The 12,809-nt window shown below is 42.8% G+C and carries 8 protein-coding genes and 1 pseudogene; 5 read left to right on the top strand and 4 right to left on the bottom strand.

Going from position 1 to position 12,809, the window contains the following annotated elements:
• Positions 1-15: 15 nt before the first annotated feature.
• Positions 16-1,446 carry a glucuronate isomerase gene (gene uxaC / locus K1F36_RS11505; RefSeq protein ID WP_220113952.1) on the bottom strand — a complete coding sequence of 477 codons (1,431 nt, stop codon included), beginning with the start codon at positions 1,444-1,446 and terminating at the stop codon, positions 16-18.
• A gap of 22 nt (positions 1,447-1,468) precedes the next feature.
• On the bottom strand, positions 1,469-1,759 hold the full coding sequence (locus K1F36_RS11500; RefSeq protein ID WP_220113951.1) for a hypothetical protein: 291 nt from the start codon (positions 1,757-1,759) through the stop codon (positions 1,469-1,471).
• A 251-nt stretch (positions 1,760-2,010) separates the two neighbouring features.
• Here K1F36_RS11500 and K1F36_RS11495 point away from each other — a divergent pair, with 251 nt between their 5' ends.
• The 5 genes and pseudogenes from K1F36_RS11495 (at position 2,011) to K1F36_RS20390 (ending at position 7,755) form a co-directional block, all read left to right on the top strand.
• A complete protein-coding gene (locus K1F36_RS11495; protein WP_258539038.1) occupies positions 2,011-4,116 on the top strand; it encodes an alpha-glucuronidase family glycosyl hydrolase in 2,106 nt (701 codons plus the stop codon).
• Between the two features lie 21 nt (positions 4,117-4,137).
• Entirely contained in the window at positions 4,138-4,878 is a 741-nt protein-coding gene (locus tag K1F36_RS11490) for an SDR family NAD(P)-dependent oxidoreductase (protein WP_220113950.1), read from the top strand.
• 26 nt (positions 4,879-4,904) lie between these two features.
• Positions 4,905-6,077: a mannonate dehydratase gene (uxuA, locus tag K1F36_RS11485; RefSeq protein WP_220114013.1), complete on the top strand. Its 1,173-nt coding sequence runs from the start codon at positions 4,905-4,907 to the stop codon at positions 6,075-6,077.
• Positions 6,074-6,975: pseudogene (locus K1F36_RS20395) on the top strand (glycoside hydrolase family 43 protein); the annotation flags it as partial. The gene uxuA and the pseudogene K1F36_RS20395, both read left to right, overlap by 4 nt.
• Positions 6,976-7,092: 117 nt before the next feature.
• Positions 7,093-7,755 carry a beta-xylosidase family glycoside hydrolase gene (locus K1F36_RS20390; RefSeq protein WP_417944158.1) on the top strand — a complete coding sequence of 221 codons (663 nt, stop codon included), beginning with the start codon at positions 7,093-7,095 and terminating at the stop codon, positions 7,753-7,755.
• A 75-nt stretch (positions 7,756-7,830) separates the two neighbouring features.
• On the opposite strand, the gene K1F36_RS11475 is transcribed toward K1F36_RS20390, so the two are convergent.
• Both K1F36_RS11475 and K1F36_RS11470 read right to left on the bottom strand, forming a co-directional pair.
• Entirely contained in the window at positions 7,831-9,789 is a 1,959-nt protein-coding gene (locus K1F36_RS11475) for a sialate O-acetylesterase (RefSeq protein WP_220113949.1), read from the bottom strand.
• A gap of 35 nt (positions 9,790-9,824) precedes the next feature.
• Positions 9,825-12,803 (bottom strand): glycosyl hydrolase 115 family protein, encoded by a 2,979-nt coding sequence (locus tag K1F36_RS11470; protein ID WP_220113948.1) that lies wholly within the window; start codon positions 12,801-12,803, stop codon positions 9,825-9,827.
• Between the last annotated feature and the right edge of the window lie 6 nt (positions 12,804-12,809).

The following is a 12,809-nucleotide window of genomic DNA, read 5'->3' as shown; positions in this document are numbered from 1 at the left end:
GGGGTTATGCGTCCCTTATGCTTTTACGCCTTCTTTTTTCACTACGCTGGGGAATTGAAAAAATGCTTTGGCGTTGTTATATGTTATGTCTTTAATAATTTGTCCTATCCATTCCATGTCATTCGGTAGCAATCCAGATTTAAGGTCGTTACCGAGCAAGTTACACAATATCCTTCTGTAGTATTCGTGCCGCGGAAAGGAGAGAAAACTTCTGCTGTCCGTAAGCATGCCCACAGAACAACTGAGCAATCCCATGTTGGAAAGAATGTCCAGTTGATCTTCAATTCCATCTTTTTGGTCCAAAAACCACCAAGCAGCCCCGAACTGCACTTTACTTTTAATGCCCTCTCCGGTAAAATTACCGGCCATGGTGGCAAAAACCTCATTGTCCGAAGGATTGGAGTTGTATAAAATTGTCTTTGGAAGACTATCACTGTTGTTTAGTTGATTCAAGAAACTGGCCAATTGCTCAGCCTGCTGATAATCTCCAATACTGTCTACCCCGGCATTGATGCCAATTTTGGAAAGAACGGCTTGGTTGTTATCCCTTATGGGGCCCAAATGCAATTGCATTACCCAATTTTTCTTTGCGTAAAACACACCCAGCGAATGCATCACCGCCGATTTGTATTGAGCCACTTCTTTGCCGGAGATAGCTTTACCCTTTAAGCTAAGCTGAATAATTCTATTGATTTCATCAGGAGTAAACGTTTCGCCAAAGGCATGGCTCAGCCCATGGTCCGACAGTCGGCATCCATGTGCGTGAAAAAAGTCTATTCTCTGCCCAATGGCCTCCTTTAAGGATTCAAAATCTGTAACGTCGATTTCCGTGATTTCGGATAATCGCTTAAGGTAATCCGTAAAACCGCGTTTCTCAATATTAATGAGTCCATCTGGCCTAAAAGTAGGTAGAACCTTGGTGGAAAAATCTGAATTGTCCAACTTGGCATGGTCGGATAGATTGTCCAACGGATCATCTGTGGTACAGACCACCTCTACGTTCATCCTACGAAGGAGATTTTGAGTTGAAAAATCCGAGGAACGCAGTTTTTCATTACAAGCCCCATAGATTTGGTCGGCGGTTTTAGGGCTTAAAATTTTATCCATTTCAAAATATCGGCTTAGTTCCATGTGCGTCCAATGATATAGCGGATTCCGAAGTGCATAGGGTACTGTTTCTGCCCATTTTTGGAATTTCTCCTCATCCGTGGCATTGCCCGTGATATATCTTTCCTCAATGCCCAAGGCTCTCATGGCCCTCCATTTGTAATGATCGCCCTCTACCCAAATCTGGGTCATGTTGGTAAAGCTTCTATTTGCCGCAATTTCGTTGGCCGGAAGATGGCAATGAAAATCTATGATAGGTTGATTCTTTGCATAATTGTGATACAGCTCCTTGGCGTAGTCCGTTTCCAGCAAAAAATCATCATGTATAAATTTTTTCATGTGTTGGTTTCTAAGTAAGGGTTTAGTTTAGGACGATAGTTTTAGGGTTCTGCGTTAAATCCGTAATTAGTTGTTTACTATCATCAAAATATACCTCAAACTTTACAGGTGTTAAAACTTGTTTGTCCAGGTTACATATAACCTGTAAAAGATTGGGGGCTAAAGGGAAGGTACTATTTTCGGAAGTATTTGGATTGATTCCTTCTGGATGGCCCTGACGGTCGTTAGCATTGGTCATGATTATTTTTTCTTTGCACAACGAAACAGATGGAAAGGCCGGGGAACGCGATAAAAGGACCTTATAAGATTTCATAATTTAGCGGACTGGATTATTTTTTCTTTAAATAGATTCCAAATTTCGTAAAAATTTTCATTTTTGCAATCGATTGCGTTAAACATTTTGTTAATCTATGAATTTTTCACTTATTTTACTGGGCGCAATTGATTGATTAAATGATTTATCAATTTTTTTTTGAGAATTTCCAAATGATGAAACACCCCTTCAAATTAAAAACAGCATTTTTTTTTAGCTTTTTTGTTCTGCTGTGCAGTATGTCATTCGCTATGTCCAATGGATATGGACTATGGTTGAATTACAGCAAAATATCCGATGAGTCCATGCTGAAAACCTATCAAAACCAACTCCAAAGTGTTTTGGTAGAGGAAGGCGGTGAAACCATGGGAGCTATAAAAAAGGAACTGAAAATGGGATTGGGAGGCCTATTGGGAACAGAAGTACGGTTTAAACCGTTTCAGGCTTCGGAGAATCAATTGATCATTTCCAAATATGCTGGTTTGCCCAGAGTTTTTAAGGAAGATATCAATATCGATAACCTCAGAGGTGAAGGTTACATGATAAAGCATGTCGAAAAAGGAGGAAGGTCCTATGTGCTTGTTACCGGTAAGGAAGATATTGGATTGCTCTATGGAACTTTTCATTTTCTGCGGATGCTGAAAATGCATCAACCGTTGGCTTCTTTGAATTTAGAAGAGTCGCCAAAAGTAGATATCCGCATGTTGAACCATTGGGACAACTTGGATAGAACAGTGGAAAGAGGTTATGCCGGATTCTCCATTTGGAATTGGCAAACACTTCCAGATTATATAGATCAACGCTATATAGACTACGCTAGGGCGAATGCATCAATCGGTGTCAATGGTACGGCATTGACCAATGTTAATGCCAACGCCCTTATTTTAACCCCGCAGTATTTGGAAAAGGTAAAGGCACTTGCCCAAGTATTTCGTCCATATGGCGTAAAAGTGTATCTCACCGCCCGTTTTTCGGCCCCTATGGAAATTGGAGGGTTGAAAACAGCTGACCCCTTGGACCCACAAGTAATCCAATGGTGGAAGGACAAGGCGGCAGAAATTTATAAAAGTATCCCGGATTTTGGAGGTTTTTTGGTCAAGGCGAACTCGGAAGGACAGCCCGGTCCCCAAAATTATGGGCGAACTCATTTAGACGGGGCCAAAATGATGGCAGATGCCTTAGCTCCTTATCAAGGAACGGTAATTTGGCGTGCTTTTGTTTATTCCGAACACGATGCAGATGACAGGGCAAAACAAGCATACAGTGAGTTTGTGCCCGATGATGGCAAGTATCCGGACAATGTGTTGATTCAAGTAAAAAACGGGCCGATTGATTTTCAACCTCGAGAGCCCTTTCACCCCATGTTCGGCGCCATGCCCAACACTCCATTAATGATGGAGTTTCAGATAACCAAGGAATATTTGGGCTTTGCCACGCACCTTGTTTATATGCCTAAACTTTTTGAAGAAGTTTTAGAAAGCGATACGTATCAAAAAGGAGAAGGATCTACAGTGGCCAAGGTTGTTGATGGAACCTTAAGCAATAAAAGGTTGACGGGAATGGCCGGAGTATCCAATATTGGAACGGACGCTAATTGGACGGGACACCCTTTTGGCCAAGCAGATTGGTACGGTTTCGGAAGATTGGCATGGAACCCCTCTATGAGTTCAGAAAAAATTGCAGATGAATGGCTACGATGTACCTTTAGCAATGACAAAGATTTTTTAAAGCCCGTAAAACAGATGTTGTTGGAATCCAGAGAAGCTGTGGTCAACTACATGAACCCTTTGGGATTGCACCATCTTTTTGATACAAGTCACCATTATGGCCCAGGACCTTGGGTGGACAACCTTTCGCGTCCTGAATGGAACCCTGTGTACTATCATAAGGCAGATGAAGAAGGTATTGGTTTTGACAGGACCAAAACAGGAAGTGATGCCTTGTCGCAATATGCGCCAGAGCTTGAAGAAAAGTTCGGTAACCTGGAAACTTGTCCCGAGGAGTACCTCTTATGGTTTCATCACCTACCCTGGGATTACCAACTTAAGAACGGAAGAACCCTTTGGGATGGTTTAGGAATTAAATACCAAGAGGGCGTGGACCAAGTACGTGAAATGATAACAACTTGGGAAACGATGAAACCCTACGTGGATGAATACAGGTTCAATCAGGTAAGTATGTTATTGGGTATACAGCTAAAGGAAGCCAAATGGTGGCGAGATGCCTGTATGCTATATTTTCAAACATTCTCAAAAATGGATTTTCCAAAGGAAATGGAGTCCCCGGAAAATACATTGCAATATTATAAATCTTTGAAATTTCCATATGCCCCCGGTATTCGGCCGCAATGGGATTAAAAATCACCAACACATATATTAATGGATAAAAAAATAGCCATAGTAACCGGAGGCAACTCGGGCTTGGGATACGCAACAGCAAAGAAATTCTGCGACAATGGGATAAAAACCTATGTTATTGGTCGAACCAAGGAGCGTACGGAAGATGCCTGTGCGGAAATAGGGAGCAATGCCGTACCATTGATTTTTGACTTGACGAATTTGGAGGAAATTCCCGGAATGGTCCAACATATTTTCGATAAGGAAGGACAAATTGATATACTGGTCAACAATGCAGGTATCAATATGAAGAAAGAGTTTATCGAAGTTACGGATGCCGAATTTGAAAACATAATCCGCACCAATCTTTTCAGTGTTTTTGCAATTAGCAGAGAGGTGGTCAAAAAAATGAAAGAGACAGGTGGTGGAAGCATTGTAAACATCAGTTCTATGGCCGCACAGTACGGTATGCCCAAGGTAGTGGCCTACTCGGCCAGCAAAACCGCCATAGAGGGTATGACCCGGGCAATGGCCGTAGACTTGGCACAATATAATATTAGGACCAATTGTATAGCCCCAGGCTTTATAGAGACCAAAATGACCGCGAAGGCACTCGACTCCGACCCTCCACGAAAAGAAAAGGTTTTTTCAAGGACACCCATGGGAAAAATGGGACTTCCAGAAGATATTGCGGATGCCGTGTTCTTCATGTGCTCCAAGGAGTCCAAGTTTGTTACGGGGACAGTACTTCCCGTTGATGGTGGAAACAGTATTGGATTTTAAGCATAAACGAATCACAGATGATCACAATGCAGCAGACTATGCGCTGGTATGGTCCAAACGACGGTGTTTCCCTTCGGGATATTAGAGAATGTGGTGTCTCGGGAATTGTAACCGCTTTGCACCAAATTCCGGTCGGAGAGGTTTGGAAGGTTGAAGAAATTCAAGAACGTCAAGAAATTATCCGAAAGGAAAGAATGGAGTGGAGCGTTGTGGAAAGTTTGCCTGTTCACGAGGATATCAAAAGGCATGGCGGCGAGTACCAACAATATATTTCAAACTATAAGAAGAGCTTGGAAAACCTGGCTCAATGTGATATTAAGGTAGTTGCATATAACTTTATGCCTATTTTGGATTGGGTGCGTACCGATCATGCCCATATCAATGTGGATGGAACAAAAGCACTGTTGTTTGATGAGGTAGCCTTTATATTTTTTGACGTGTATTTGCTCAAAAGGCCGGGAGCGGAGAACGATTACACCCAAGAACAACTGGATGAGGCTAAAACCTACGGAGACTCATTGGACCATTTGGAAAAGGAAAAACTTTTCAAAAATGTACTATTGGGGTTACCGGGTAGTGATGAAAGTTTCACCCCAGAGAAAATTTTGGAATTGCTGGAAGCTTATAAGGGAATTGATGATAGGACTCTGAGAAAAAATCTGATTCACTTTCTTTCGGAAGTTGCACCTTTAGCGGAAGAATTAGGAATCAAATTGGCCATACATCCGGATGACCCACCTTTTTCAGTTTTGGGACTTCCGCGAGTGGTATCGACCGAAAAAGATATCGCAGATATTTTGTCCGCAGTTTCTGTTACGGCCAATGGACTTTGTTATTGTACAGGTTCTCTTGGAGCTTGGCCCAGCAACGATTTAGTGCGAATAATTGATCAGCATGGTGACCGCATTCACTTTTTGCATTTGAGAAACGTAAAAAGAGAGGACGGTAAACGGTTTAGAGAGTCAGAGCACCTTAATGGGGATAATCCCATGGAAGAGATTATTGAAAAGTTGTTGTTGCTTATGAGCAAAAATAAAACGTCCCTTCCCATGCGTCCCGATCACGGATTCTTGCACTCTTTTGAAGCCAAAGAAAAGTACCCGGGTTATTCATTGATTGGAAGGTTAAAGGGATTGGCAGAATTGAGAGGGTTGGAACTTGGAATCGGTTATAAATTAAATCAACACCATAAAGCATGAAAAAAATACTATTACTTCCGTTTGTAGTATCGTTTCTTTTGAGTCCTCTGGTTTCAAAAGCCCAAACTACTACAGTGGTGAACCCTATCCTTACAGGATTTTATCCCGACCCTAGTATTGTAAAAGTGGATACCGATTATTATTTGATCAATTCTACCTTTTCCTACTTCCCTGTATTCCGGTAATGCACAGCAAAGACTTGAAAAACTGGAAACAGATTGGTAATGTTATCCACCGTCCATCTCAAATGGATTTTATGGGTGAACGGATGACTCGTGGATTGTTTGCCCCTGCCATTAGTTATCATAAGGGTATATTTTACGTCAGTTGCACCGATATTGATAACATGGGCAATTTTGTGGTGACTGCGACAGACCCTGCCGGGCCATGGAGCAACCCTGTTCGGCTTCCAGAAGTGAGTGGGATTGATCCTTCCATATATTTTGACAAGGATATCGACAAGGCTTACATTATTTACAATAGCGATGCACCGGACAGGAAACCATTATATTCCGGGCACAGAACCATTAGAATGTATGAGTTTGATTATGAAAACTTGAAAGTGGTCGGGGAAGAAATACAGTTGGTGAACGGGGGAGTGGACATTTCGGAAAAACCGGTATGGATAGAAGGCCCTCACATTTGGAAAAGAAATGGGTGGTACTATCTGTATGCGGCAGAAGGGGGCACATCCGTCAATCATTCCGAAGTGGTTTTCAGAAGCAAGTCACCAAAAGGGCCCTATGTCCCTTATGAAAACAATCCAATATTAACCCAAAGACATTTACCAGAGGACAGAGACAACCCCATTACCTCAACAGGACATGCCCAATTTGTTGAAGGCCCCGATGGCAAGACCTATTCCATCTTTTTAGCCGTAAGGCCTTATGAAGGGGATTATTATAATACAGGGCGCGAAACTTTTATTGCCCCAATTGAGTGGAAAAACGACTGGCCCCACTTTGATTTGGGAGGAGAGGAAGTAAAATATACCTATGACTTTGATTACAAGGAAGTGCCACAGAAAGATGCTTTGCCACAATCTGGTAATTTTGAGTATACACTGGACCTAAGAAAAGGATTGGACCCATCCTTACTTTTTCTGAGAACTGTTGATAGCAGTGCGTTTTCCATATCCAAGAAAGAAGGCTTGGAGCTAAAGTTAAAGCCCGAGACCATTTCGGAATATGGTAACCCTTCGTTTGTGGGAAAGCGTCAGCAACACCTGTACAGCAGAGCAGAGACTCAAATGCAGTTTGGTGCGAATACTCAATATGAAAAAGCCGGATTAGTGGCCTTCCAAAACGAAAATCATTTTTACTTTTTGGCAATTTCCCAGAAAGAAGGTCAACAGGTTATCCAGCTTTATAAGAGCAATCCTGATGAAGGAGAAATGGATGAACTGGCACATCTTCCTTTGAAAGTTGATAATAAGAAGATTAAACTAGCTATTGAGTCCAATGGAGCTGTGCATAGCTTCCACTATTCCGTAAATGGCAAAGATTGGCAATTGGTGAAGGATAATGTGGACGCCAAATTTTTGAGCACCAAGGTAGCGGGCGGATTTATCGGCTGTTTGTATGGGATGTACGCCACATCATCCGGGGAGAAGTCGGAAAACACAGCTTCCTTTGAATATTTAAAATATACAGGTAACGACCCTGTCTTTAGGGATTGATGCAAAATTCCAGCATTCTTTATAAAAAAAGGAAATCATTATTGATGTCCCTTTTTTTGTCTTGGCTGAGGTAACCTATTCAGTTCTGAAGGGTGATGCAGGAAGACCTTCTTTGTTGTATAAATTCGGATTGTCGGGATTGTCGGCCCATGCGTATCGTACATATTTTGGATTAGGAACTTCATTACTCCAAACGATTACTTTGTCATCATCAATTTTTGCCTTGGCCCAAACAAAGTTTTTGTCCTCACCGGCAATCTCAAAGCTATCAAGAGCCTCACCATCATCAGTGGTCAATCCTCCCCCGATATGTGAAAAGGAAATGATGATTTTATCATCTTTTATTTGAGAAGATTGATAAAGTGGTCCTGAATAGACGATATCTTCTCCATACGCTATTTTTTTGGCTGCTAAAGCCATTCGCTCCCCTACATCTTTTTTATTGTCCGGGTGGATATCGTTCCATTCCCCTAAATCAATATTGACGGTCATTGCGGTGCTGGGGCCGCCCAGCGCCTTTAGTTGTGCTTCCCTGAGTTCGGCCCAGTTGCTCTCGGTGGGGGAGTAGGTCACATCACCAAAATTGGGAAGCTGCGCATAGATAAAAGGCAGCTCGGGATCATTGTAAATTCCTCTCCATCCATTCATCAGGGCGTGCATCAAGTCCAGGTATTCCTCAGGTCTGCCAGCGTTGCTCTCGCCTTGATACCACAACACGCCTTTTATGGGAAGTTGGATATAGGGGGCCACCATACCGTTGTACAAAGCCGTGGGCTCATTTTGGGGATTGATGGTTCTTTCTTTGGATTTGCCATCATTCTGAGAAAAAGAGGAAAAATCAACGGGCGGATACACTTCTCCAACCTTGTATTGCCAGTATCCATTTAAATCCACGGTGTCCTTATCCGTAAAAATGTAATAAGGTTTATCGGGAACAAAACCACCCTTACCGTAATTATTGGTCACACGAATGACAAAAGTGTTTTTCCCGGCTTTCAGAATATTTGCGGGAACATCATATCTTCTTTGTGGATATTGGTAGGTGGTGTTGCCCACTTTTTCACCATTGATATACAATTCATCGGCGTCTACGATACGGCCCAAAAACACGGTCGCCTCTTCGTTGTCCATGGATTGGGGCAGAACGATTTCCTTCCTGTACCAAACCACACCGTTAAGGTCTCTGGCTCCTTGATCCTCCCAATATCCAGGGATGTTTATCCTACGCCAGTTTTTGGGTTCAAAGTTGACATCATACCAAGGTTTTTCGCCGATAAGGCCCTTGTCTTTTGGTTTTTGAGATGGTTGATTCCCAGAAAACCGGTTAATGGAATGACTGTTTACAAAAGCAGTGTCCTTGTTCTCCTCAATAATTTTTAAAATGCCAGGGGATTTTTGGTAGCCTTCCTCGTTTATCCAAGCTTCAATGGGAGTACCGCCGACACTTGCATTGATCAGTCCGATGGGCACCCCATATTTTTTATACAATTTGAGTGCAAAAAAATAAGCGACGGCAGAGAAAGGCCGAACCTCTTCGGATACGGCAACTTTCCAAGAGCCTCCGTCCAAATCTTTGCTCGGGCCTTGCAAATCAGTCTTTCGAGGCACCTTAAAATGCCTGATTTCAGGGTAATTGGCATTGACAATATCTTTTGCATAGGTAACATCGTGAATGTCCATTTGATGCACCATATTCGATTGTCCGGAACAGAGCCAAACATCCCCGATCAAAATATCTTCGAGACGGATATTGTTTTTTCCGGAAATTTCTAGGGTGTAAGGGCCCCCCGCCTTCATTTTGGGGAATTCCAAGCTCCAGTCGCCTTCGGAATCGGCAGACGTTTTTCTTTGCTTTCCGTTGAATGTTGCCGTTATCCGCTCTCCCGGCGAAGCCCAGCCCCAAATGGTGATTTTGGCGTTGCGCTGGATGACCATACTGTCCCTGATTATTTCAGGAAGCGTTATCTGGGATATTCCTGCAGTGACACAGAACATCAATAATATGAATGTTGCAAAGGTTTTATCGTTTTTCACAATACGTGTTTTATCAAATTATGTTGAAAATTAGATTATTTCTTGATCAAGCTTTCAGGCGGACCCAAATAACTTTTCGCATCAACACCTTCTTTTTGCAGTACCATTTTTTGTAATACAAGCCCAGGGTCAACGGCCCAATACTTGATGCTATGGACACCTGCCGAAAGATCTTTGGCTAGCACCGTTTGTTTCATGATGTTGTCCTTGACCGCTTCGTTCCACCAAGTGGGATAGGTCCAATCCGCAGCAATGGCATCTTGGTGCAAGTTCATCAATTTTGGCGCTTCATCATCTATGGAAACAGCATAAAGCAAACCTTCATCTTTTTGAAAGTTAAGGGTAGGTGAAAAGTAGGTCGTTAGGTTATAAGTGCCTGGATCAATCAAGTAAATATCATATTCCAAATACGGACCGTTATCGTTAGGATTTTGTTTGGCCGCGGTAACGGGCATAGTGGTTATGGCAGACCCTGTTCGTCCTAAATTGGGTATGGTTTGCCAAGAAATATCTTCTGTTTCATTGGACTTTTGATAATTCACAGCGTCCATGCTTACAATGCCTTGATTTTCTATAAAACCTTTGATGTTTTCTGGGAGATCATTGCGAATGGGGACGTTGATTTTAGTGCCTTGTTCTGCATTTGATGCAGTAATAACAACTTCCCCAACATCCTGTCCTTGGGGAGCTTTGTCCCAATCAATGCTGACAAAGACCTTTTCGTCATATTGGATGGTTCCGCCCTCGGAGGATAACTTTATCCAATCATTTTCTGAAGTGATGGTGTACGACAGTTTTTCCTTGCCCATATTAAAGACATCGATATAGTAGTTTTGATCGTTGATGGGATCAAAAGTAGAAAAGCTTTGACTGTTTAATCCACTGGGCATCCATTGATTTCTGCTGATACCATTTTCAATCACATATCCCAAATGAGCATCTTTTCCTGATTGAATATAGGATACTGCGGGCATTTTATTGTAGGCTGGGTCACTCCAAGTCGTATGTCCCATATGGGTTTGGGACATCATATGGTTCCATTTGCCATTGGCCAGATCATGATAGTGATTTGTGAACACGGTATCCTTGAAGAACAACTCCTCTGTTTTATCTGCATAGTAGTTGGTGGATGCCCTGTTCTGAAAACCGTACAATCGGTTCTTTCCTGCTGCCACATACATTTCGTTCAAATTTACACAGGCCTCAACAGGATATTGCACCAATTGATAAAAAGCATCATGGGCCTTGGAAGGTAACTGACCTTTCACCTTTTTTGCACGGGTCACCAAGGAATTATAATCTTCTACCATATTCTCAGCTTCGTTGAAATGTTGAAGACTATAGGTGGCGGGTTCTAGCAGTTCTGGTTTTCTGCGTGAATTGTATTTGGTGTAAAGTGCTATGATTTCGCCAATTTCTTGGGCATGTTCGGTTCCAAATTGCTTTTGGGCCCAAGTGGTGTAATATTCCGGCAGCTTTTCTGCTGGAAAATTTTCAGGGTTCCAAGCATAATCCAAAAAGAAACTGATCGGGAACTCCATGGGCTTTATATCTCCCACATTTACGAGCCAAATCTCATCCACTCCGTAGGAATAGGTGAGGTTCATTTGCTCCCAGACCCGTTCAATTTGAGTGGTGTTCAACCATTTATAACTTCGGGGGCCGCCTACAAAGTCAAAATGATAGTACATCCCATAGCCGCCTGAGCGGGGTTCGCTGTCCAAAGCAGGCAAAACGCGGACCTGTCCCCAGTTATCATCACAAAGTAATAGGGTGACATCCTTGGGTACACGCATGCCTTTGTCGTAATATTCCTGGACTTCTTTGTAAAGGGCCCACACTTGTGGGGTTTCTTTAATGGGTTTGCCCGTGACTTCCTTGATGATTTCTCTTTGGTCTTTTACTATTTTTTCAAGAAGGTCAATGTTGGTTCCTTCGCTCATGGCTTCATCCCCGTCTCCTCGCATGGCAAGGGTCACCACTTTTTCTTGTCCTTTGGTACGCTCCATCCCTTCTCTCCAAAACTCCCTTAGTTTTTCAGGGTTTTTGTCATAATCCCACGGACCTTCGCCGTGGCGGTCCCATTCCACGTGCGAACGCATCAATGGTTCGTGGTGCGATGTGGCCAAAACCACACCCATTTCATCTGCCAACGGGGCCGTGGTGGGGTCGTCGTCCCAAAGGGAGCGCCCCCACATGGCAGGCCAAAGGTAGTTCCCTTTCATTCTGAGAATCAATTCAAATACCTTTTCATAGAATTGTTTGTTGAAATCCCCATATTTTTCTGTTACCCAACCCGATAATGCCGGGGCTTCGTCATTGATGAAGATGCCTCTATATTTTACTTTGGGCTCACCGAGGGTGTACCTTTCAGGTTTGACGTAAATGTTTTTTCGAACCTTCACGGGAACATCGGCCCACCAATACCATGGAGAAACACCCATTTGCTCGGAAAGGTCGAACATTCCAAAAATAGTCCCCCGTTTGTCACTCCCAGCGATTACTAATGCGCTGTCAACTCCTTCCATCGGGTTTTTTACGGGAGTGATTAAAAATTGCTCCCATTTTCCTTCCAGTACCTCTATATCGATTTTGCCGTCTTTGGCCAAACGGTCGATTATAGTGCTCTGGCCAACGGTTCCTATAATGATCAAGTTCTTTGATCCGGGTGTATCCCCAATGATCAATTCCGGTGCTTGACCAGAAACATGTTTTAAATCTTTTTGGAACATTCCGGCAATCCGTTGAACACCTTCGTGGTCCGATTCACTGACAAGGATATTGCTGGCAATTCCATTTTCCACCAAGGTGAACCCACTTTCATCCTTTTGGGTGGTAAGGATTGAATTTTGTGGAAAGGCGGCTTCCGTTGATAGTGTTAGAACCCGTTCCATGATATTGGTTTCAGTAGTAGTTTCTCTTTTTTCCTTTTTACAGGATGTCAGGAATAGCAGCAGGAACAATCCTGTAAGACCAAGGCAAGTTTGATATGTTGACCTATTTGTTGTTTTCATTAATCT

It is taken from the genome of Flagellimonas abyssi (genome assembly GCF_019457905.1).
GTDB classification, from domain to species: Bacteria; Bacteroidota; Bacteroidia; order Flavobacteriales; family Flavobacteriaceae; genus Flagellimonas; species Flagellimonas abyssi.
This window is presented reverse-complemented; position numbering and strand designations above follow the sequence as displayed.

What these genes read in the sequence shown, in the direction of transcription:
- uxaC (WP_220113952.1), bottom strand. Translation starts at nt 1,446, where the DNA reads ATGAAAAAATTTATACATGATGATTTTTTGCTGGAAACGGACTACGCC.
- K1F36_RS11500 (WP_220113951.1), bottom strand. Translation starts at nt 1,759, where the DNA reads ATGAAATCTTATAAGGTCCTTTTATCGCGTTCCCCGGCCTTTCCATCT.
- K1F36_RS11495 (WP_258539038.1), top strand. Translation starts at nt 2,011, where the DNA reads ATGTCCAATGGATATGGACTATGGTTGAATTACAGCAAAATATCCGAT.
- K1F36_RS11490 (WP_220113950.1), top strand. Translation starts at nt 4,138, where the DNA reads ATGGATAAAAAAATAGCCATAGTAACCGGAGGCAACTCGGGCTTGGGA.
- uxuA (WP_220114013.1), top strand. Translation starts at nt 4,905, where the DNA reads ATGCAGCAGACTATGCGCTGGTATGGTCCAAACGACGGTGTTTCCCTT.
- K1F36_RS11470 (WP_220113948.1), bottom strand. Translation starts at nt 12,803, where the DNA reads ATGAAAACAACAAATAGGTCAACATATCAAACTTGCCTTGGTCTTACA.